This is a genomic window from Streptomyces sp. NBC_01224 (assembly GCF_036002945.1).
In the GTDB taxonomy this organism is placed as follows: domain Bacteria; phylum Actinomycetota; class Actinomycetes; order Streptomycetales; family Streptomycetaceae; genus Streptomyces.
Window position 1 is genome coordinate 8610861 of sequence record NZ_CP108529.1, and the last position, 19121, is coordinate 8629981.

Here is a 19121-nt window from a genome sequence, read left to right on the forward strand (position 1 = left end):
CGCCCGGCAAGGCCCGCGTTGCGGCACGGCGCGCGGCGCTGCACGGTCGAAGTAGCGAGGCAAGGAGGCCCCAGTCATGCCCATCGCGACGGTCAACCCCGCGAACGGCGAGACGCTCAGAACGTTCGACGCACTGGGAGAGGCGGAGATCGAGCAGAAGCTCGACGCCGCCGACACCGCGTTCCGGCAGTACCGCACCACCGGATTCGACGAGCGGGCCGGCCTGCTGAATCTGGCCGCCGGTCTTCTCGACGAGGACGTGCAGGACATCGCGCGCACCATGACCACCGAAATGGGCAAGCCCGTCAAGGCGGCCCGAGCGGAGGCCGCCAAGTGCGTGAAGGCGATGCGCTGGTACGCGGCCCACGCCGAAGAACTTCTCGCGGACGAGCATCCGCCGGCGGACGATGTGCAGGACTCCGGTGCCTCCAGGGCCTATGTCCACTATCGCCCGCTGGGCGCCGTCCTCGCCGTGATGCCGTGGAACTTCCCGCTCTGGCAGGTCGTACGATTCGCCGCCCCCGCACTGATGGCCGGGAACGTCGGCCTGCTCAAGCACGCGTCGAACGTCCCGCAGACGGCGATGTATCTGGAGGGCCTGTTCCGCCGGGCCGGATTCCCCGTGGGATGCTTCCAGACACTGCTGGTGGGATCCGGAGCCGTCGAGTCGATCCTCCGCGACCGCCGGGTCGCCGCCGCCACCCTCACCGGCAGCGAGCCGGCCGGCCGCTCGGTCGCGTCGATCGCCGGCGACGAGGTGAAGCACACCGTGCTGGAACTGGGCGGCAGCGACCCGTATCTCGTCATGCCGTCGGCGGACGTCGCCAGGGCCGCCCGGACCGCCGTGACCGCCCGCGTGCAGAACAACGGCCAGTCCTGCATCGCCGCCAAACGATTCATCGTGCACACGGAGGTGTACGACGAGTTCGCCGAGCGGTTCACCGTGGGCATGCGTGATCTGACGGTCGGCGACCCGCTGCAGGAATCCACCGACGTCGGACCGCTCTCCAGCGAACAGGGCCGCGCCGACCTGGAGGACCTGGTGGACGACGCGGTACGGCAGGGCGCGAGCGTGCTCTGCGGAGGCGGCCGGCCCGACGACCTGGGCCCTGAGCTGGAGCGGGGCTGGTTCTACGCCCCCACCGTCCTCACCGGAATCACGACCGGCATGCGCATCCACCGCGAGGAGACCTTCGGCCCCGTCGCCACGCTCTACCGCGTCGAAGGGCTGGACGAAGCCGTGGCGCTCGCCAACGACAGCCCCTTCGGACTCAGCTCCAACGTATGGACCCGCGACGCGGACGAGGCCCGTCGCTGTGTGCGCGATCTGGAGGCGGGTGGTGTCTTCTTCAACGGCATGACGGCGTCCCATCCCGCGCTGCCCTTCGGCGGCGTGAAGCGCTCCGGCTACGGACGTGAACTCTCCGGGCACGGCATCCGCGAATTCTGCAACGCGACCACGGTCTGGTACGGCCCCGATCCCGTCGGCGCCACGTCCTAGGAGACACAACATGAGTCATGCCGCCCACCCGGCAGTGACGCCCGGCCCCTCCGACGAAGAGATCGCGGCCCTCGACGCGCACTGGCGGGCCGCCAACTATCTGGCCGTCGGCCAGATCTATCTGATGGCCAACCCGCTCCTGACCCGGCCGCTCACCCGGGAGCACATCAAGCCGCGCCTGCTCGGCCACTGGGGCACTTCACCCGGACTGAACCTGGTCCACACCCATCTCAACCGCATCATCAAGTCCCGCGGCGTCCAGGGCCTCTGCGTCTGGGGACCCGGCCACGGCGGACCCGCTGTCCTCGCCAACTCCTGGCTGGAGGGCAGCTACTCGGAGACGTACCCGGACGTCAGCCGTGACGCCCAGGGCATGGGGCTGCTGTTCAAACAGTTCTCCTTCCCCGGCGGGGTGCCCAGCCATGTGGCACCGGAGACTCCCGGCTCGATTCACGAGGGCGGCGAACTCGGCTACGCACTCACTCACGCCTACGGTGCCGCCCTGGACCACCCGGACCTGCTCGTCACCTGCGTCATCGGCGACGGGGAGGCCGAGACCGGACCACTCGCCGCGTCCTGGCACTCCAACAAATTCCTCGACCCGGTGCACGACGGAGCCGTCCTCCCGATCCTCCACCTCAACGGCTACAAGATCGCCAACCCGACCGTGCTCGCCCGCCTTCCCGAGCCGGAACTCGACGCCCTGCTGCGCGGCTACGGGCACGACCCCCTGTATGTCGGCGGCGACGACCCCCTCACCGTCCACCGGGCGATGGCTGCCGCGATGGACCGGGCCGTGGACCGCATCCGGGAACTCCAGGCCGCCGCCCGTGCCGGCGGCGACACCGAGCGCCCGCACTGGCCGGTGATCGTGCTGCGCACCCCCAAGGGCTGGACCGGCCCGGCCGAGGTCGACGGGGTGCCCGTCGAAGGCACCTGGCGTGCCCATCAGGTCCCGCTGCCCGGCGTCCGGGACAACCCCGAACATCTGCGCCAGCTGGAGGCGTGGATGCGCTCCTACCGGCCGGAGGAACTCTTCGACACATCGGGGCGCCCTGTTGCCCAGGTGCTCGACTGCGTGCCTGAAGGCGCTGCCCGGCTCGGCGCGACCCCGTACGCCAACGGCGGTCTGCTCCTGCGCGATCTGCCGATCCCGCCGCTGGACGACCACGCCGTCGAGGTCGACAAGCCCGGCACCGTGCTGCACGAGCCGACGAGGGTGCTCGGCGGCCTGCTGGAGGCCGTCATGGCCGCCACCTCCGAACGCCGGGACTTCCGGGTCGTGGGCCCCGACGAAACCGCGTCGAACCGGCTCGACGCCATCTACGAGTCCACCGGCAAGGCGTGGCAGGAGCGGATCCTGCCGACCGACGAGCACCTCTCCCGCGACGGACGTGTCATGGAGGTGCTCTCCGAGCATCTGTGCCAGGGCTGGCTGGAGGGGTACCTCCTCACCGGCCGGCACGGTCTCTTCTCCTGCTACGAGGCGTTCGCCCACATCGTCGACTCGATGGTCAACCAGCACATCAAATGGCTCAGGACATCCCGCCGGCTGGCCTGGCGCCGCCCCATCGCCTCGCTCAACTACCTGCTCACCTCGCACGTCTGGCGCCAGGACCACAACGGGTTCTCCCACCAGGACCCGGGCTTCGTCGACCACATCCTCAACAAGAGCCCCGAAGTCGTACGGGTCTATCTGCCGCCGGACACCAACACCCTGCTCTCCGTCGCCGACCATGCGCTGCGCAGCCGGGACTACGTCAATGTGATCGTGGCGGGCAAACAGCCGAGCTTCGACTGGCTCACCATGGACGAGGCCCGGGCGCACTGCGCCCGCGGAGCGGGTGTGTGGGAGTGGGCGGGCACGGAGGACGGCAGCCGCGAACCCGACGTGGTGCTCGCCTGCGCCGGCGACGTACCCACCCTGGAGACTTTGGCGGCAGCCGATCTGCTGCGCAGGCATCTGCCGGAACTGGCGGTACGGGTGGTGAATGTGGTCGACATGACGCGGCTGCTGCCCCAGGGGGAGCACCCGCACGGAATGCCGGACTACGAGTACGACGCGGTGTTCACCAGGAACGCCCCGGTGATCTTCGCCTACCACGGCTACCCGTGGCTGATCCACCGACTGGCCTACCGGCGAGCCGGCCATGCCCATCTGCACGTGCGGGGCTACAAGGAGAAGGGCACCACCACCACGCCCTTCGACATGGTGGTCCGCAATGACCTGGACCGCTACCGACTGGTCATGGATGCCATCGACCGGGTGCCCGGCCTCGGCGTCCGTGCCGTGGCGGTACGCCAGGCGATGGCGGATGTCCGTACCCGCCACCACGCCTGGATCCGTGAACACGGCACGGACCTGCCCGAGGTGGCCGACTGGACCTGGAGCGGCTGACACCGCCCCGGGTTCCCGCGACGTGGGCTCAGCGGCCGACAGCCTTTGCCAGCTGGGCCTTCGTCATGTGGGACCGTCCGTGGACGTTCTTCTTCTTCGCCTCTTCGTAGAGCTGGTCGCGAGTAGGACCCTCGGCTCCGCTGTGGGAGCGCAGACCGCCGCGCCGCGAGGACGACATGTCCTCGATGGAGGTACGGCTCGCGGTCCTCGACTCGCCGGCGCGGGCGCGCTCCTTGTTGACCGTACGGGCCGCGATCTCCTCCGCCCGCTCCTCGCTGACCCCGCGCTCCTGCGCGCTCTCCTTGATGTGCTCGTACTGCCGTTCCCGTTTGGCATCGGATCCGCGTGGCATGGTGCGCTCCTCTCTCTGGGATCTGCCTCAGGACTCGGCCCGGGGGCTCGATCGGGCCCTTCCCCAGTGTCCCAGCGGCCCCCGGAGCCCGCATGCCTGCCGTGTACCCGATGTGGCGTACGGCGTGCTGCCGCCCTGTTCAGTAGCGCAGGGCTGCCGCGATCCGCCCGTACTCCGCGAGCGAGTCGTCCGCGAGGAAGACCACGTCGGTGCCACTGTCCAGCGCCGCCTCGACGAGCTCGTCCACGATGTCCTCTCGGACCGAGCCGTCCGTGAGGTCCGCGGCTTCGCCGCTCACCGGTCCGAGGTGCGCGTCCGTCACCCGTACCGTCTGCTGGAAGTGCTCCTCCACCGCGACCAGTCCGGCGCGGCCTTCCCGTACCGCGGCCCACACCTCGTCGAGACCACCGGCGAAGGCACGCCGGCCGCGCGCTTCGTCCAGTTTGCCGTCGATCTCCGCCGCGAACCGCTGCTGCCGCTCGTCGAGCGCCGACCGCAGCTCCTTGAGCAGGTCGGTCGGTGTCATGTCGGCCGGTACACCTCTGGTGACCCGGCCCACGGCCGACCGGGCGCTCTCGCCGACCTCGTCCAGCAGGGCGAGCGCGGGGGCGAGGCCGACCAGATACAGCGGGCGCGGGTCCGTCGCCAATACCGCGCGCAGCTTTTCGTCGACGGTGCGCAGGAAGTTGCGCGTCTCCTCGTCGCTGAAGGTGCTCGGCGTGTCGCCGATCCGCTCCTCGCGCTGCGGGTTCGGTGCCTCCCTGGGAGCCGTCAGCGGGAATCCGCCGGTCCGCTCCTCGTGCAGGACGTCCGCCGTGCCGCTCCACAGGGCGGCGTGCTCGGCCGACACGGTGAGCGCCCAGAACGGCTGGGCCTGGGCCTTCGCCGCGACCAGGTTGCGGGTCAGATAGGTGTCGCTGAGGACCACCCGCTCGGGTGCAGTACGGGGAAGCTGCCAGATCTGGTGCTCGTCGGCGGTGACGAGGACGACCAGGGCGTCCAGGGCCCGGCGGGGGTCCACCTCGTCGACCGCCCGGTCGAGCTGCTCTTTGATGGCGTTGCGGGCCTCGCGGGTGACCGCGGGATCCGCCTCCAGCCGACTGACGGCCTCGGACGCCAAGTTGCGCAGCCGAACGGTGTCCTGGGCGTTGTCCGGAGCGCGGCGGTGCGTCGCCATGGTCAGGGACAGGGCCGGATAGGTCTTGGCCGCCCGCAGTTCCTGCAACAGGCCGGCGGTCAGGGCGTCCGCATCCATCGTTCTCTCCCAGGGGCTTCGGCTGGCATCCGCTCCCGAGTGAAGCGGGTGAATTCGACGAGTCAATTCATACCTTTTGAACCTAATATGAGCGAGTTCTTCAATATCGGCCCCAGGAGGTACGCGCGATGTCCACGCTCACCGTGTGGAAGTTCCAGTCGGCCGAGGGAGCGGAGACTGTGGAGACCGTGCTCAAGTCCCTCCAGAAGCAGGGGCTGATCAAGATCCTCGACGCGGCCGTGGTCAGCTGGCCCGCCGACCGGGCGAAGCCCAGGACCAAGCAGTTGATCAACCTCGTCGGTGCCGGCGCACTCAGCGGCACGTTCTGGGGAATGCTGTTCGGGCTGATCTTCCTGATGCCATTGCTGGGCGCCGCGATCGGCGCGGCGGCCGGGGCGCTGGGCGGCAAGCTGGCCGATGTCGGCATCGACGACGACTTCATCGCCGAGGTCAAGGAGAAGGTGACGCCCGGGACTTCGGCCCTGTTCCTGCTGACCATGAACGAGGTGCCCGACCGGATCGGCGACGCCCTGCCCGACGGCGGAGCCGAACTGCTCCACAGCAACCTGGACACGCCGAGCGATGCGCGGCTGCGCGAGATCTTCGGCGAGGACGCGGCCTGACCGACCGGGGAGCCCGGCGGTCCGGGTTCCCCGCACCGTCTCTGCCTCACCCCCATTTCCTCATCTCTCCATACCTCTCCATCTCCCTTACGCCCTTCCGAGCAGACGGAGCGTCCGTGAACCCGACCAGCCCCTTGCGGCACGCCCTCGGCGGCCGCGCAGCCCGCAACCTCCCCCCAGCCATGCTGGCCGTGTTGATCATCGCCGGTACCGCCGCCTGCGGCGGCTCCGGCACCTCCTCGCAGGGCACGGCCAGGAGCACCCGTACGGTGTCCCCGGAACCGGCCATGACCCGGTCCGCGAGCGCCAGTCCGCGTAGCCAGCAGGAATTCGCGGCCTCGGTCTCCGCCGCCGCCGAGCGCAACCGGCAGCAGGCCGCCAAGCAGCTCGCAGGCGTCAAGGGACGGGGCAACGCGGCCACGGACGTCTCGGTGACGGGACTGCCGGTCGCGAAGTCCGAGCAGTTCCGCAGCGCCCTCGTCCGCGTCACCAACCGCACGGACAAGGCCGCCTTCTATGCCGTCAAGGTGGAGTTCGTCGACTCGTCCCAGAAGGTGCTCGACTCCGTGGTGCTCGGCTTCGCGGACGTCCCGCCCGGCCGGACCGTCAGCCAGCACGCCAACAGCCGCAAGGCGGCCGGCGTCAAGACGTTCCCCCGGATCGCCCAGGCCGAGCGCAGCTGACGGCCGGGCCGGGTGAGCGCCGCCGAAGCCGTCACCGATGCCCTGGCGCCCGGCGCGAACGGGTCGCGGTCGTTGCCGCCCAGGGTGCTCTCGACTTCACCGCGGCCGAACGGGTGCTGTACGCCCTGGACGAGGCGCGACCGCAGGAGACGGGGGCCGCGGTGCTGGATCTGCGGCAGGTGACCGACACCGACTCGGTGGCCCTGGCGGTGCTGCAGAGCGGACTCGGCCGGCTCGTGGAAGGTGGCGTGCGTACCGCCGTGGCCGACCCGGCGGGCCGCCTCGTCCTGCTCCCCGGCGCCGGGGAGCAGGACGAGCGCACAGCCCTTCGGCCCTTCGACTCCCGTGAGGAGGCCATGGCCTGGTGCGCGAGCGGCCTGGCCGACTGAAACGGGGAAGGAGCTGGTCCGAGTCTGTCCCTCTACCAGATGGACTCGACCCATTCCGGGTGATCGACAAACGGGTTCCGGTTGTGCTGGTACCGGTCGAATATGACGTCGTTGCGCCGCTTCTCGAAGGTGTCCGGCGGGTCCTCCTGGCTCCACGCCTTCAGTACTGACAGGCGGCCGATGTACGGTGCGGAGCCGTTGGACACACGGTCGTTGGGTTCGAGGTCCGGGAAGGCGTCGTCGCCCTCGTAGCGCACCGCCATGTAGAGGATCATGCGGGCCACATCGCCCTTGACCGCGTCGCGCGGTTCGAAGGAGTCGCTGTCGGTGTAGCTGCCCGGTGCGCCGCTGACCGCGCTGCCGCCGTTGTCGAAGTCCTTGTTGCCGCGGATGGAATTGACGGTGACATCCTCCGGGCGCAGGTGGTGGATGTCGGTGCCGGGGCCGGTGGCGGTGCCGAAGTCGCCGTGGGACTTGGCCCAGACATGCTCGCGGTTCCACTGGCCGACCGAGCCGCCGTTGTCGCTCTTGGGCTCGGAGCGCCCGGAGTAGAGGAGGATCACGTTCGAGGGGTTGGCGGGGTCTTCGTCCGTGTTCTTGAGGGCGTCCCAGACCTGGCTGTAGGAGATCTTGGTCTGGCTGCTGATGATCGTGTGCAGAGCGCTCTTGAGTGCGGTTCCGGACTTGCCGAGCGCGTCCTGGTAGTACGTGTCGTCGAGAGTGCCGAGCGGTGTCGCGGCGACCGGCGCGGCCTGGGGCGTGGCGGCGGGCGCGGCGGCCGCGGTACCGGCGAGTGCCGCGAACGCGGCAAGGGTCGCCAGCAGGGGGCGCCGGTAATGAAGGTGACGACGGGACATGTGGGGTGTCCTCTCCGAAAAAGCGGGCACCGCGAAGCCGTCACAAGGTGGGGGGCGGCGCCACGGCGGTCGTGTGGTACGTGGTCAGCGGGAGCCTTCCACACGCACCGTCACCATGGTGTGAACGCTGTGTACCTATCATGTGCAGGTCAAGTGAGGGCTTGTCCGTGGCGCCGGGAGCGGATCGGGGAGGCATCGGATGCGGCGGGCCGGGCGCGGGGCGAGAATGACCGAAAGGACGAGGAGGCGGCATGAGTGACGAGTCCGAATCCGTATCCGCAGCTCGGGGAGTGACTCCCGACAGCCTCTTGCACACCGGCGGGAGCGACAATCCGTCGGCAGAGGACCTGGTGCTCGCCTCAGGGCGGGACCTGACTCCGAAGAATCTTCAGTGGGCGGAGCGCAGGCTCGCCCGGGAGGGTCGGGCGGCGATCGACAAGGCGCTGCCTTAGCGCATGGCCCGGCGGCCGACGCGGGGAGTGTGTGGGCGCTTCCCGCAGCTCGGCTAGCCTGGGTGCACAATGAACCGTTTGACTACGTCAGGGGCCGGGTACGACCTGGCCCGCTTCCCCGAGGACCCGCGCGACCCGTTCCGTGCCTGGGACGCCGCCGATGAGTATCTGTTGCGGCGGCTGGAGGGAACCGACGAGGCGGAACCGGTCGACCTGTCGGGCGCCGTGGTCGTGGTGGGCGACCGCTGGGGCGCCCTGAGCACCGTGCTCGCCGGGCACCGCCCCGTACAGATCACCGACTCCTACCTGGCGCAGCGCGCGACCCTGGCGAATCTGGACCGCAACGGCGTGGACGCGGATGCCGTACGCCTCCTGTCGGCCAGGGACACACCGCCGGACCGTATCGACGTCCTGCTGGTACGTGTCCCGAAGAGCCTCGCGCTCCTGGAGGACCAGCTCCACCGGCTCGCGCCGGCCGTCCATGCGGGCACCGTCGTCATCGGCACCGGCATGGTCAAGGAGATCCACACCTCCACCCTCAAGCTCTTCGAGCGGATCATCGGCCCGACCCGTACCTCCCTCGCGGTCAAGAAGGCCCGGCTCATCTTCTGCAGCCCGGACCCGGCCCTGGCCCGTACGCCGAGCCCCTGGCCGCACCGCTACGACCTGCCCGAGGGCGTCGGTCCGGTCTCCGGCCGGACGGTCACCAACCATGCCGGGATCTTCTGCGCCGAGCGCCTCGACATCGGCACCCGCTTCTTCCTCGGCCATCTCCCCGCGCGCAGCGGCCCCGACCGGGTAGTCGACCTCGGCTGCGGAAACGGCGTCGTCGGGCTGTCCGCCGCGCTCGCCAATCCCGAAGCGACGGTCACCTTCATCGACGAGTCGTACCAGGCGGTCGCCTCCGCCGAGGAGACCTTCCGGGCCAACACCGGCCCGGACGCCAAGGCCGACTTCGTGGTCGGCGACGGGCCGACACGGCTGCCGCCCGCCAGTGTGGACCTGGTGCTCAACAACCCGCCGTTCCACTCCCACCAGGCCACCACCGACGCAACGGCCCGCAACATGTTCCACGGGGCGCGCGCCGCACTGCGGCAGGGCGGCGAGCTGTGGGTCGTCGGCAACCGGCATCTCGGCTACCACACCCAGCTGCGCCGGATCTTCGGCAACTGCACCACGGTCGCGGGCGACCCGAAGTTCGTCGTCCTGCGCGCCGTCAAGCGCTGACGCCCGCCGGAGACGTCCTGGCCCTTCCGGATTCTTGCAACACGTTCTACTGTGTGCGCCGCCGCACACGGGCGACGCGACCGCGAGACTCCTGGAGGGGCCGTGCACCTCGAATACACGCCTGAACAGCAGCAGTTGCGCGCCGAACTGCGTACGTACTTCGCCGGACTGGTCCCCGACAACGCCTACGCGCGCTACGCCGACCCCTCCTCGCAGAAGAACTTCTACCGCGAGACGATCCGGCGCCTCGGTACCGACGGCTGGCTCGGCGTCGGCTGGCCGACGGAGTACGGCGGACGCGGCCTGTCGCCGATGGAGCAGTTCATCTTCTTCGACGAGGCCGCCCAGGCGGGCGTTCCGCTGCCGCTGATGGCCCTCAACACCGTCGGCCCGACGATCATGCAGTTCGGCACCGACGAGCAGAAGGACTACTTCCTGCCGAAGGTCCTCGCAGGCGAGATCGACTTCGCGATCGGATACAGCGAACCCGACGCGGGCACGGACCTCGCCGCGCTCAAGACCCGGGCCGTGCGCGACGGCGACGACTATGTCGTCAACGGGCAGAAGATCTGGACGACCAACGGCGACACAGCCGACTGGGTCTGGCTCGCCGTCCGCACCGATCCGGACGCCCCGCCCCACAAGGGCATCACCATGCTCCTCGTCCCGACGAGCGACCCCGGCTATTCCTGCACCATCATCAACACCCTCGCCTCGCACGACACCACCGCCAGCTACTACGAGAACATCCGCGTCCCCGTCTCCCGCCGCGTCGGCGACGAGAACAAGGGCTGGCGGCTCATCACCAACCAGCTCAACCATGAACGCGTCACCCTCGCCGCCCACGGCACCATGGCCATCCGCGCCCTCCACAACGTCCAGCACTGGGCCGCGGACACCCGGCTCACCGACGGCCGCCGCGTCATCGATCTGGGCTGGGTCCGCGCGCTCCTGGCCCGCACCCACACCAGGCTCGACGCCATGAAGCTCCTCAACTGGCAGATGGTGTCCGCGGTCCAGAACGGAACCCTCACCCCGCAGGACGCCTCCGCCGTCAAGGTCTACGGCTCCGAGGCACGCCGCGACGCCTACGCCTGGCTGATGGAGGTCGTCGGCTCGGCGGGACCGCTGAAGGAAGGGTCGGCGGGCGCCGTACTGCACGGCGAGCTCGAACGCGGATACCGGTCCGCGGTCATCTTCACCTTCGGCGGCGGCAACAATGAGATCCAGCGGGAGATCATCTCGTGGATCGGCCTGGGCATGCCGCGCGTACGACGGTGAGCGGGCGTGACCACAGACGGTATGCCTGCCGCACATCTGTGGACCTGCCAGTGCGACGCCGCGCCTGTCGGCGGCATCCGCGACACCGCGGCTGCGCAGGGCCCGTCACGCTCGTCCTCACGCGCGACATGCGCACGGCGTGCGCCAGGGCCATCCCCACGCCGCCGTCGTTCCCGGGACGCCCGTCAGCGTCGGCCTGCGTTCCCGTCCGTTCCAGGTGGCAACCGGTCGCCGCGGCCGGCTCCTGCGCGTGTTCTCAACGAGCGGCGTTCCTGGGCCGGCCAGTGCCGGCGGCCGGCAGACGTCGAGTTCGGTGTCCATACCGGCCGGGTAGTGGCCGGGGATGTTGCGGACCGGACCGCAGCATGAGTGTGATCCATCCGGTCGTTGCCGGGGCGGTGCCGTCACCCGCGCCGCAGCTGCGTGACGCCTCGCCGAGTCTGCCCGTCTCATCGATGCGCCCGTCCGCACCGGTAGGCAGCTGTCCTGAGCCTTGCCCCGCGGGCAGAGGCAGCACCATCACATCGTGTGTGAGGCATCGGTTGACGGTGTGGGGACTGCGGAATGCGCCAGTCGTGGCAAACAGCGCCGTCGTCGCAATGCCCAGCAGCGCCGCGGCGGCACCGCCCAGGACCAGCCACATCCGGCGTCGCGGTCCGCGTTCACCGCTGTTCCCGCAGCAGCGCGAGGCGACGTTTGTATTCGTCCTCGTCGATTTCCCCGCGGGCGAACCGCTCGGCGAGCAGGTCCTCCGCTCGCCTGCCTCCCCACCCGTACTCGCCGGCGGGAGGAGCCGAGCCGGGCCGGTGGCCACGGTGGGCACTGGTCAGGTAGTGGACAAGGGCAACGATGCCGGTGATCACCAGTGCGAGGAACAGCACCATGACCACGGTCATGACGAACCAGCCGCCCCAGCCCCAGCCGCCGTCGTACCACATCATGCCGATCACTTCCCTTGGCCGGATTCCTCGATTCCAGCGTGGATGAGGAACGGCTTCGGCGGAAATCGGAGGCGGGCTGCCGGTGCCGGCCGAACGGCCCAGGGGCTCAGGCCCGCGGCCTGAAGAGCGGCCGCAGCGTCGGGCCGCCGTACCGCAACCCGCGCCCCGAGCCTCGCCGCCGGGCAGACCGCTTGCGTTATGGGCGAATTCTTTGACGCGTTGAAACGACACCCGTGACGCTCGTTCGGGCCTGTTGCCGTCCACCAGGTGCTTCTCGGCGTACGGCTACTACCGTGAAGGTGTGGCCCGCCCCGCTACGCGCGGGTCACGACGGAGGCACCGTGGGCGACAAGGTATCTGACCACTGCGGAGAGGTGCACCGTCGGCTGGGCACGCTGCCGGGCGATCTCCAGGATCGGCTGGACGCCGTGAAGCGGGGTCCTGCCGAGGCGGCCCTGCTGCTGGAGGCCGTCATGTCGGTGGGCAGAGGGCTCGACCTGCCCCAGGTGCTGCGTCGGATCGTCGAGTCCGCGGTCGTCTTGGTCGATGCCGAGTACGGGGCCCTGGGAGTGGTCGGTGCGGGAACCCGGCTCGCGCAGTTCCTGCCGGTGGGTGTCACGGGGGAGCAGCGCGAGGCCATCGGCCCCCTGCCCGAAGGACATGGCATCCTCGGCGAGTTGATCCGTCACCCCGAGCCGTTGCGGCTCGTCGAACTCTCCGAGCATCCGTCGTCCTACGGGTTTCCGCCGAACCATCCCCCGATGCACTCGTTCCTGGGGGTTCCGATCCGGGTCCGCGACAAGGTGTTCGGCAATCTGTACCTGACGGAGAAGCGGGGCGGCCGGGTGTTCGACGCCGAGGACGAAACCGTGCTGTCGACGCTTGCGGTGGCGGCGGGAGTGGCCATCGAGAACGCCCGTGTGTACGCGGAGACGCGCGACCGTCAACGCTGGCAGGAGGCCAACAGCGAGATCGTCGCGGCGCTGCTGAGCGGAGCGGACGTGGCACACGTCCTGCAGATGATCGTTGATCACTCCTCGCGTATTCTCGCCGCGGATCTCGGTGTGCTGGCTTTGCCCGCGGAGGGGAAGTCCCTCCGTGTGGCACTGGCATCCGGGGTGGACGCCGAGACGCATCGCGGTCTGGTCCTGCCGCGAGCGGGATCGTTCGCAGGCGCTGCCCTGGACGCGGGAGAGCCGATCACCAGCCTGGATGTCGCACATGATCCGAGGATCACCGGGGGCCCGCCGAGGTGGACGGGGCTCCTCGGCCCCGCTGTCGCGGTCCCGATGGTGACGGGGGAGCGGACCCGTGGAGTGCTGCTGCTGGCCCGGGTACGGGAGCGTCCCGCCTTCACCGATTCGGAGACCGCGCCCTTGCTGGCGTTCGCCGGACAGGCCGCTCTGGCGATGGAGCTCACCGAACGGCGCGAGTCCGCCGAGCAGAGCGCCCTGCTGGAGGACCGGGACCGCATCGCCCGGGATCTGCACGACCTGGCCATTCAGCGGCTGTTCGCCACCGGGATGACGCTGCAGAGCGTGGTGCGGCTCGTAGAACAGCCACAGGCGAGGGAGCGGTTGCTGCGCGCGGTGGACGATCTGGACGAGACCATCAAGATCATCCGGTCCACCATCTTCGGACTCCGCGCCCGTGACTCGGGTCGGGCCGGCCAGGGGCTGCGCGCCCGGACGGCGACCACGGTCGAGCAGGCCGCACGGACCCTGGGCTTCCAGCCGTCCCTGCGGATGGGAGGGCTCATCGACACGGATGTGCCGGCCGAGATCGCCGACCAGGTGATCGCGGTCCTCGGAGAGGCGCTGAGCAATGTCGCTCGCCACGCACGGGCGACAACGGCGGACATCTCGCTGGTGGTGGGAAAAGGGGCGGTGAACCTGGTCGTGTCCGACAACGGTGTGGGCATGCCCAAGCACGGTGGTCCCCGAAGCGGGCTCGACAACCTCGCACGACGCGCCGAGAGACTCGGCGGCGAGATGAATGTGGGAACGTCGGTGCAGGGCGGCGCCCGGCTGAGCTGGCGGGTGCCACTGCGACTCTCCTGACGCTTCGCGGGGGTGTTTCGGGGGCCGTGGCTGCGAGGGGCTGTGCGGTCAGACCTGATGGTGCCCGGCACCGTGCAGGGAGGATTCCGTGGCGTGCGCGGCGATGACGGCCGCCTGGATGCGGCGCTCGACACCGAGCTTGGCCAGCAGACGGGAGATGTGGTTCTTGACCGTCTTCTCCGACAGATAGAGACGCTTGCCGATCTGGCTGTTGGTCAGTCCTTCACCGATCAGCGCGAGGACGTCCTTCTCCCTCGGGGACAGCTCCGACAGCGCGTCGTCCTCCTCGGAGCCGGTGCCGGATTCCTCCTCGCGCAGGCTGTTCATCAGCCGTGCCGTGGTCGACGGGTCCAGGGTCGAGCGTCCGGAAGCCAGTGTGCGGACGGCGGTGACGAGGTCCGAGCCCTTGATCTCCTTGAGTACGTAGCCGGCCGCGCCGGCCATGATGGCGTCGAGCAGTGCTTCGTCGTCGTCGAACGAGGTGAGCATCAGGCAGGCCAGTTCCGGCATCCGCGAGCGCAGCTCACGGCAGACCGTGATCCCGTCGCCGTCCGGCAGTCGCACATCGAGAATCGCGACGTCGGGGCGGAGCGCCGGGCCGCGGGCCAGAGCGTGGTCGGCAGTGCCCGCGTCGCCGACGACTTCGATGTCGGGTTCCGCGTCGAGCAGATCCTGGACGCCGCGCCTGACGACCTCGTGGTCGTCCAGCAGGAACACGCGGATCGGTTTCTGCGCCGAGAACCCCGTGTCGTCGCTCATGGTGGCCCTCCTCGCTGTCAAGAGTTGCGCAGTCCCGCCTCGTCATGGTGAGTTCGCACAAGAGGAACACACCAGGGGCGAACGGTCCCATGCTCCGGACCGTTCAGGCACCAGGAGCATTTTCCGTGCTCTGAGCAGGCGCTCCACCGTCTCGGCGACGTACTGGTCCACCGCGTGCGTCGAGGACCGGAGGCACTTCGCAGCCGCCTTGTCGTAGCAAGTGGGCCCGGCTCTCGGGCGGGATCACGTCGAGCAGGCTCCTGGCCGTTGACATGGAACCTCCGTTCCTGGTCGGCGATGTACACCCGTCCGCCTGCTCTGAACGATATGCGCGCTTTCGGAGGAGTGCCCGGCCGTGCTGCGTGGTGCAAAACGGAATCCACGCTGTGCCCATACGCCGCATGCCATGGAGGCGTTGCGCGCGTTCCCTGGCGTCGGCGACGAGACGCTCCGCGAGGACCTGTTCGGTGGGGCGCTCGGTGTCGAAGGTGGGACGCATGCCTTTGTGGCGCTCCCACAGCGACGCATGGACCACGCGCAGGGGGAGTCGTGAGCGTGCCGCTTCCGCCGCAGTCCAGTCCGGGGAGACTGCCCTCCGATCCGTCCACTCCGACGACTATCGGGAGCCGCATCGCTCCCACCGCCCCTCCTGTGCGGGTGGCTGCCTGCCTCGATGCATACGGTGCGGGTTTCTACGGTTCGATCGTCAGCACCTGGTCCAGGGGGCGGCGTGGTGTACGCGGCCCGCTCGGCCCGTATCCCAGGCGGATGATCATCTGTGCGTGTCCCGTGCCGTAGACCGGGTCGCGCAGGAGCCACCGCAGGTCCGGCCATTCGAGGGGCTGGGTCGCGAACGAGGTGGACACCTGGTGGAGCGTGGCGGTGAGCAGTACGCGTTCCAGGGCCTGTCCTGCGCTCAGCCAGTCCGTGGGGTGATCGCCCGGGGTGCTCAGCAGAGCCAGTTGAGGTCGGTTCTCGAACCGGACGCGTGCCCGGCCCGGGAGGACGCCGGTTCCCGCGAAGTCGCGGGTGGTCGCTCGTTCGGAGGCGTCGCGGGGGCCGAAGGCGTAGTCGGGGATTCCGTCGACGGGTGCCTCGGTCTTCGTGTTCCGGGTCCAGTGCTCCTGCTCCGCCTCCCGTGCCGGATCCCCGCGGTCGTATCCCTCGGCGTCCCGGATCAGTTCGAGCACGGTCTCCAGATGCGGCGGGGCCAGGAACGCGAAGTCCGCGCCCTCGATACGGGCCGCGTCGGCGAACTGCGCACGGATGTCCTCGGGGATCGCCTGCTCGTCGAACGGATAGCGGCTGGTGTGCCGGTCCCGGATCGCAGGGTGGAGCGCGGCGAGCGCTTCATCCGCGGGTTCCCGTGAAGCGTCGGGGCGGACGCCGAGACGGACGGCGGCCAGTACGGCCGGGGCCGATGGTTCGGGCAGCAGCGCGGTGACCGCGTCCAGGCCGTGATGGGCGGCGGACACCCGCAGGTTCAGCAGCGCCGCGCCGCAGCCCACGTGCAGTGCGCGGTTGGCGGGGTCGGCCTCCGGCATCGCTCGGTCGAGGTCCGCCCGGAGGGTGAGGGTCCGGCCGGCGCGTGTGTAGCGGAACTGCCAGGGCTGGGCGTTGTGCATGGACGGGGCGGCGGTGGCATCGGCGACGAGGCCGGCCAGCGTCGCGTCGTCGAGTGCTCTGGTGAGCATCGTAGGTCTCCCGGGGAGTCGGGAACGGTCGATGGCTCCAGCATGAAGCGGATCGCCGCCCTGCACGTGTGGGCCGTTCGTCCCTTGCTCGGATCCGGGTGGCTCCTCGGCAGGGGCACCCGTTCCCTGTCCCGGCGGATGCCGCCGGGCCTTCGAGGTCTAGGCGGATGCCTGGCTTTCGAGCAGGCAGTCCACGCTGACGACGCCTTCCACGGATTGAGCGAGGCGGGCGGCGACGGGAATCAGGGCGGCGTCGCGGACGCGACCGGTGAGCGTGGCCACACCACAGGTGACGCTGACCTTCACGTTTCGGCGCGAGGCGGGGAACAGCCGGTCGACGACCTCGCGGCGTATCTCGGCGGCCAGGTCGTCGTCGGGACGCAGGAAGATCTTGAGGAGATCGGCGCGACTGAGGCTGCCATCGGCGTCGACGACCGGGAGGCGCTTGATGCGCCGGTCGGCCATGAGCCGGGCGGCCTGCGGGAGGGACGCGCCGGGCTCGATCGTGACGGCGGGGCTCGTCATCAACTCCTGCGCCCGGACCGAGCCGGCCTTGGCGGTGTCGCCCAAGCGGTGCATGTGGTCGATCATGCCGGGCCCGTGCTCGTGAAACTCCTCCTTCGGGAGCAGGTCGGCCTCGGAGACGACGCCGACGACGTGGCCCCCGCCTTCGACGACAGGCGCGGCGGTGACTTTCCACCGTTCCAGGGCGGCAGCGATCTCTTTGAATTCAGCGTCGGGGGTGACGGTGACGACGGTCTTCGTCATGACGTCGTTGACGGTGTGCCGGGCGGAGGTCATGGCAGGTTCCCCGATGAGTGCGGGCGAGTGGCCGACTGCTGCCGTGCGGCGGATAGGCGCTTGTTCGCCCCGGGCGAGAATCTCGGGCCTGATCTCGGGGGATTCTGCCTCGGACATCGCCGCCCCTTCTTCGGTGGGTGGCAGCCAGCCCTCTTCACCATCACACCCCCGGCCCTGGGGCGGGATGGGCCCGACAGGCCCCGGTGGGGACCGACCGGCCCATGCGGGGTCAGTGACGAGGGACTGAGCCGGAGCGTGTGCGTCAGGACATCTTCGAGGATCTCCTCCTGGATTGCGTGGTCCCTGCGCAGGAAGAGTTGTACGAGGTCGCTGCGGCTCAGGACCCCGATCAGCTGGCCTTCGCTGTCGACTGCGGGGAGCCCCTTGACTTTGTGCTGCTCCATGACGCGGACGGCGCTCCACTCGGGAGCCGCGGTGATCGCCGGGTGGCTCATGAGATCGCCGGCGGTGTTCGCGCCGCTCCCGGAGTCGTGCCTGCGGAGCAGGACGCTTCGGACACGACGCCCACGGGGTGCGCAGGGGTCCGTTCGGCCCTGTTGGCCCGGTACGAACGGTGCATTCGTGAAATTGGCGGAAGGAGCCATTGCGAGGATGCGGAGAAGCGACTGATGGCCGTGCACCGCACGATCAGGAACCGCGAGAAGCGGTTGGCTCTTTCCGCCCCATGACATGAGCTTCAGGGGTTGCCGGCGTCACGCGCCGGATCGAGATCCGGCGGCAGATCGTCCACGGCGTATTCGAGGGAATGGTCGACACTGACGACGCCGTCGACGGAGAGGCACAGGAGTTCGATGATCGGAATGGTTGAACGCTCCTCCACTCTTCCGCTCAGGGTGACAACTCCTTCCTGAACTGTCACTGTCACGCCCCCGGGTGTCATCCGGAGAGTCCGGCCCAGTACCTCGTCGACGATTTCTTCGTGTATGGCGTCGTCGCGGCGGAGCATGGGGCGGAGCAGATCCGAGCGGCTGACGATGCCCACGAGCGTGCCGGTGTCATCGATGACCGGAAGGCGTTTGACGCCCCGCTCGTTCAGGAAGCGCGCTGTTTCGACGATGCTCCACGCGGGCCGGGCCGTCAGCACGGGAGTGGACATGAGATCACCGGCGGTGCGGGCGTCCATGGTGCGGTGGTTCACGGCCGCGGTCCCGCGCAATTGGTCACGGCCCTCTGCTTCCGGCAGGTCGGCCTCGGAGACGATGCCGATGGGGTGGTGGTGGGTGTCCACGACGGGAAGGGCGGAGACTTCGTTGTAGGCGAGGCTCCAGGCGACCGTCTTGAGTGACGCTTCGGGGCTGGCCGTGGCCACGTCCCGGGTCATGACTTCGGCGACAGTGCGGTGCATCATGGTTCGATTTCCCTTTCGTGCAGGGGCGCCAGTCGTGGGCGGCGACGGCAACGGGGGCCGCGGCGTGATGCAGGACGGCATGAGCCACCGGCCCGAGGCGGACACCCGGAGGAGAGCGGCTTGGGTGCCGACCGACGACGAGGTCCGCGCCCGCTGCGGCCTTGACGAGCTGACGGCCCGCGGGTCCCATGAGTGCCACCCGGTCGACGCTCACCGACGGCAAGGCCCGCGGTCACCTGGCGGTCCACGGCTTCGTATCCCGTGTTCAGCCCGCCACCGGGCGATCCGGCCAACCGTGACCGAGCCTCGTCCCGGGGGTATTCGGTGCGGATCCGGTCATAATTCTGGAGTTTGAAGGCGGCGCCGGGCCCGGGCTGCTTGTGGGTGATGCGATGGTCCATGGCCGGGTCCTTGTCCTCGCTCCGAAATCCTCAAGGAGAGACTGCGGCGCATCGTTGTGAGCGGTGATGGCAGCAGCA

The 19121-nt window shown here is 69.5% G+C and carries 18 protein-coding genes and 1 pseudogene; 10 read left to right on the top strand and 9 right to left on the bottom strand.

The annotated features are described in order from the left end of the window. Positions 1–76: 76 nt before the first annotated feature. Both OG609_RS39045 and OG609_RS39050 read left to right on the top strand, forming a co-directional pair. Positions 77–1501 (top strand): NADP-dependent succinic semialdehyde dehydrogenase, encoded by a 1425-nt coding sequence (locus OG609_RS39045; protein WP_327277135.1) that lies wholly within the window; start codon positions 77–79, stop codon positions 1499–1501. Positions 1502–1511: 10 nt separating this feature from the next. Beyond that, complete coding sequence (locus OG609_RS39050; protein WP_327277136.1) at positions 1512–3899, top strand: phosphoketolase family protein; 2388 nt, start codon at positions 1512–1514, stop codon at positions 3897–3899. A 28-nt stretch (positions 3900–3927) separates the two neighbouring features. On the opposite strand, the gene OG609_RS39055 is transcribed toward OG609_RS39050, so the two are convergent. Next, on the bottom strand, positions 3928–4251 hold the full coding sequence (locus tag OG609_RS39055; protein ID WP_327277137.1) for a plasmid stabilization protein: 324 nt from the start codon (positions 4249–4251) through the stop codon (positions 3928–3930). A 139-nt stretch (positions 4252–4390) separates the two neighbouring features. Then, a complete protein-coding gene (locus tag OG609_RS39060) occupies positions 4391–5506 on the bottom strand; it encodes a baeRF3 domain-containing protein (RefSeq protein ID WP_327277138.1) in 1116 nt (371 codons plus the stop codon). 128 nt (positions 5507–5634) lie between these two features. On the opposite strand from OG609_RS39060, the gene OG609_RS39065 reads away from it, so the two are divergent. From OG609_RS39065 to OG609_RS39075, 3 genes are all read left to right on the top strand, one after another. Continuing rightward, complete coding sequence (locus OG609_RS39065; protein WP_327277139.1) at positions 5635–6129, top strand: DUF1269 domain-containing protein; 495 nt, start codon at positions 5635–5637, stop codon at positions 6127–6129. Positions 6130–6245: 116 nt separating this feature from the next. Continuing rightward, complete coding sequence (locus tag OG609_RS39070; protein WP_385648973.1) at positions 6246–6812, top strand: hypothetical protein; 567 nt, start codon at positions 6246–6248, stop codon at positions 6810–6812. Further along, positions 6809–7201 carry an STAS domain-containing protein gene (locus OG609_RS39075; RefSeq protein ID WP_327278338.1) on the top strand — a complete coding sequence of 131 codons (393 nt, stop codon included), beginning with the start codon at positions 6809–6811 and terminating at the stop codon, positions 7199–7201. The genes OG609_RS39070 and OG609_RS39075 overlap by 4 nt, the downstream gene beginning before the upstream one ends. A gap of 32 nt (positions 7202–7233) precedes the next feature. On the opposite strand, the gene OG609_RS39080 is transcribed toward OG609_RS39075, so the two are convergent. Continuing rightward, entirely contained in the window at positions 7234–8058 is an 825-nt protein-coding gene (locus OG609_RS39080) for an endonuclease I family protein (RefSeq protein ID WP_327277140.1), read from the bottom strand. A gap of 251 nt (positions 8059–8309) precedes the next feature. On the opposite strand from OG609_RS39080, the gene OG609_RS39085 reads away from it, so the two are divergent. The 3 genes from OG609_RS39085 (at position 8310) to OG609_RS39095 (ending at position 11018) form a co-directional block, all read left to right on the top strand. Further along, positions 8310–8510, top strand: coding sequence for a hypothetical protein (locus OG609_RS39085; RefSeq protein WP_327277141.1), 201 nt, complete (start codon positions 8310–8312; stop codon positions 8508–8510). 69 nt (positions 8511–8579) lie between these two features. Further along, on the top strand, positions 8580–9737 hold the full coding sequence (locus OG609_RS39090) for a methyltransferase (protein WP_327277142.1): 1158 nt from the start codon (positions 8580–8582) through the stop codon (positions 9735–9737). 102 nt (positions 9738–9839) lie between these two features. Further along, positions 9840–11018: an acyl-CoA dehydrogenase family protein gene (locus tag OG609_RS39095; RefSeq protein ID WP_266364727.1), complete on the top strand. Its 1179-nt coding sequence runs from the start codon at positions 9840–9842 to the stop codon at positions 11016–11018. A gap of 662 nt (positions 11019–11680) precedes the next feature. Here OG609_RS39095 and OG609_RS39100 read toward each other — a convergent pair. After that, on the bottom strand, positions 11681–11959 hold the full coding sequence (locus tag OG609_RS39100) for an SHOCT domain-containing protein (protein ID WP_327277143.1): 279 nt from the start codon (positions 11957–11959) through the stop codon (positions 11681–11683). Between the two features lie 341 nt (positions 11960–12300). Between OG609_RS39100 and OG609_RS39105 the strand changes: the two genes are divergently transcribed. Further along, positions 12301–14019 carry a GAF domain-containing protein gene (locus OG609_RS39105; RefSeq protein WP_442818039.1) on the top strand — a complete coding sequence of 573 codons (1719 nt, stop codon included), beginning with the start codon at positions 12301–12303 and terminating at the stop codon, positions 14017–14019. A gap of 48 nt (positions 14020–14067) precedes the next feature. Here OG609_RS39105 and OG609_RS39110 read toward each other — a convergent pair whose 3' ends face one another. Continuing rightward, complete coding sequence (locus tag OG609_RS39110) at positions 14068–14778, bottom strand: response regulator transcription factor (RefSeq protein WP_327277144.1); 711 nt, start codon at positions 14776–14778, stop codon at positions 14068–14070. 406 nt (positions 14779–15184) lie between these two features. Between OG609_RS39110 and OG609_RS39115 the strand changes: the two genes are divergently transcribed. Beyond that, positions 15185–15331, top strand: a complete 147-nt coding sequence (locus OG609_RS39115; RefSeq protein ID WP_327277145.1) for a hypothetical protein — start codon at positions 15185–15187, stop codon at positions 15329–15331. Between the two features lie 139 nt (positions 15332–15470). Here the strand turns inward: OG609_RS39115 and OG609_RS39120 are convergent, their stop codons facing one another. From OG609_RS39120 to OG609_RS39135, 4 genes and pseudogenes are all read right to left on the bottom strand, one after another. Next, entirely contained in the window at positions 15471–16472 is a 1002-nt protein-coding gene (locus tag OG609_RS39120; protein WP_327277146.1) for an Acg family FMN-binding oxidoreductase, read from the bottom strand. Positions 16473–16631: 159 nt separating this feature from the next. Continuing rightward, positions 16632–17273 (bottom strand): CBS domain-containing protein, encoded by a 642-nt coding sequence (locus OG609_RS39125; protein WP_327277147.1) that lies wholly within the window; start codon positions 17271–17273, stop codon positions 16632–16634. A gap of 227 nt (positions 17274–17500) precedes the next feature. Beyond that, a pseudogene (locus OG609_RS46475) lies at positions 17501–17805 on the bottom strand (CBS domain-containing protein); the annotation flags it as partial. A 165-nt stretch (positions 17806–17970) separates the two neighbouring features. Continuing rightward, positions 17971–18642, bottom strand: coding sequence for a CBS domain-containing protein (locus tag OG609_RS39135; RefSeq protein ID WP_327277149.1), 672 nt, complete (start codon positions 18640–18642; stop codon positions 17971–17973). Between the last annotated feature and the right edge of the window lie 479 nt (positions 18643–19121).

Bases quoted from the DNA above. Each gene is read 5' to 3' on its own strand.
- OG609_RS39120 (WP_327277146.1), bottom strand. From the start codon at position 16,472: ATGCTCACCAGAGCACTCGACGACGCGACGCTGGCCGGCCTCGTCGCC.
- OG609_RS39135 (WP_327277149.1), bottom strand. From the start codon at position 18,642: ATGATGCACCGCACTGTCGCCGAAGTCATGACCCGGGACGTGGCCACG.
- OG609_RS39045 (WP_327277135.1), top strand. From the start codon at position 77: ATGCCCATCGCGACGGTCAACCCCGCGAACGGCGAGACGCTCAGAACG.
- OG609_RS39090 (WP_327277142.1), top strand. From the start codon at position 8,580: ATGAACCGTTTGACTACGTCAGGGGCCGGGTACGACCTGGCCCGCTTC.
- OG609_RS39055 (WP_327277137.1), bottom strand. From the start codon at position 4,251: ATGCCACGCGGATCCGATGCCAAACGGGAACGGCAGTACGAGCACATC.
- OG609_RS39050 (WP_327277136.1), top strand. From the start codon at position 1,512: ATGAGTCATGCCGCCCACCCGGCAGTGACGCCCGGCCCCTCCGACGAA.
- OG609_RS39080 (WP_327277140.1), bottom strand. From the start codon at position 8,058: ATGTCCCGTCGTCACCTTCATTACCGGCGCCCCCTGCTGGCGACCCTT.
- OG609_RS39100 (WP_327277143.1), bottom strand. From the start codon at position 11,959: ATGATGTGGTACGACGGCGGCTGGGGCTGGGGCGGCTGGTTCGTCATG.
- OG609_RS39125 (WP_327277147.1), bottom strand. From the start codon at position 17,273: ATGACCTCCGCCCGGCACACCGTCAACGACGTCATGACGAAGACCGTC.
- OG609_RS39085 (WP_327277141.1), top strand. From the start codon at position 8,310: ATGAGTGACGAGTCCGAATCCGTATCCGCAGCTCGGGGAGTGACTCCC.
- OG609_RS39060 (WP_327277138.1), bottom strand. From the start codon at position 5,506: ATGGATGCGGACGCCCTGACCGCCGGCCTGTTGCAGGAACTGCGGGCG.
- OG609_RS39065 (WP_327277139.1), top strand. From the start codon at position 5,635: ATGTCCACGCTCACCGTGTGGAAGTTCCAGTCGGCCGAGGGAGCGGAG.
- OG609_RS39115 (WP_327277145.1), top strand. From the start codon at position 15,185: ATGGAGGCGTTGCGCGCGTTCCCTGGCGTCGGCGACGAGACGCTCCGC.
- OG609_RS39110 (WP_327277144.1), bottom strand. From the start codon at position 14,778: ATGAGCGACGACACGGGGTTCTCGGCGCAGAAACCGATCCGCGTGTTC.